The organism is Petrotoga halophila DSM 16923 (assembly GCF_002924615.1).
In genome coordinates this window covers 1-1,580 of the sequence record NZ_JALY01000301.1, presented here as the reverse complement: position 1 = coordinate 1,580, position 1,580 = coordinate 1, and the positions used below count along the sequence as shown (strand labels likewise).

Below are 1,580 nucleotides of genomic sequence, written 5' to 3'. Positions count from 1 at the left end.
TAGAATTTGAACAGCTCCATAGTTATGACTCTCTAAGAGTTGCAGAAGTTGAAATTAATGGGAAAAAATTAAGAGTTGGAGTTGCTTATGGCCTGGGTAACGCACGAAAACTTTTGGAAGACGTTCAATCGGGAAAAATAGACTTACATTTAATCGAAATTATGGCTTGTCCAGGAGGTTGTGTTGGAGGCGGTGGTCAACCATACCATCATGGTGATTTCAACGTGATTAAAAAGAGAATAGATGCTTTAAATGTTGTTGACAAATCAAAGATAATTCGAAAGTCCCATGAAAATCCATCAATTGTTAGACTATACAACGAATATTTAGGAAAGCCCGGAAGCGAAAAATCACATCAATTATTGCATACGCATTATATGGAAAGGGAATGGCTTTAAAAAAACTAAAGGCGGAGAAAATCCGCCTTTAGCTTAAATTAAAGCCACACTTTAAAGGTTTTTATTTCGTATGGTGTTATATTGAATAGAATTTTATTATCTTTAAATGCAATTTCTTTTTCCTCTTCTTCAATTAAATTACATTCAACCGCTTTTTTTATACTTCTAAAAAATTCTATTTCCACTTCCCTTTTTCTACAACCTTTATCTTCGAAAAGTCTAACAAGTACAGAGTCATCATCTTCTGCTTTTTTTATGGTTTCAATTACCACATCAGAATCGTTGACCTTGATAAAGGAGAAAATATCAGGAAAACTTCCATCTTCGTTTTTTTCTATCTTTTTAACTATTACAGGGTAATTCAATTTATAGGCTTCTTGTATTACTTGCGAATCTCTCCATGTTCCAGCGTGTGGTAGAAGAGAATAAATGAATACATGTTCTGTTCTATCAGCGGTTTCATCGGGTTCGATTGGGGATCTGAGAAGAGTGAGTCTCATAACGTTTTCTTTTATATCGTACCCATGTTTACAATCGTTTAGTATGGAAACTCCATAGTTTGCTTCTGAAAGATCCGCCCACTTCTGTGCTGGGACTTCAAATTTTGCTATATCCCAACTTGTGTTGTTGGTTGTACTTCTTTCTATGTTTCCAAATTGTATGTTGTAGGTGGCTTTTGTACTCCTTACATTAACAGGAAAAGCTGTTTTTAATAAAACTTGTTTCTCTTTCCAATCAACATGGGTATCGAAATCGATTCTTCTTGTGTGGTTGTATACTATGACCCTTTGTTCAATAACGGAGTCATAAAACCTCCACAAAAATTTTAGAACACCCTTTAAAGGGCTTTCTTCAACTACTTTTACTTCGATTAAATCAGTAACCTCTTTCATTTTTTCGTTGAAATAAGGAGAAATGTCCCAGGCGTCAAAAGAGTAAGGTTTATCTTCGAAGGTTTGTAGTACGTTTCCCAATTTTCCTTCTTCCAATACTTCCCTTTTATTTTCTTTATCGTATAATCTTTTAATCTGCCCTTTTTCGTTGAATTCGATTATATAGTATCTGTTTTCAATGTAATTTTCTTTCACAATCATTTTTTCATCAATTTGCTTCTGCTCCAAATTGGATACCTTAATACTTTTATAGCCAAGAGAGGGTATTTCTCTAATCAACGTTTTTTTA

At 33.9% G+C, this 1,580-nt stretch carries 2 protein-coding genes; one reads left to right on the top strand and one right to left on the bottom strand.

The features are described 5' to 3' along the window. Positions 1–398: iron hydrogenase small subunit (locus AA81_RS13325; RefSeq protein WP_211292724.1), on the top strand; the 398-nt coding region annotated here is incomplete at its 5' end. Between the two features lie 38 nt (positions 399–436). On the opposite strand, the gene AA81_RS13320 is transcribed toward AA81_RS13325, so the two are convergent. After that, positions 437–1,580, bottom strand: a 1,144-nt coding sequence (locus tag AA81_RS13320) for a glycoside hydrolase family 38 C-terminal domain-containing protein (RefSeq protein ID WP_211292723.1), incomplete at its 5' end; no start/stop codon positions are given.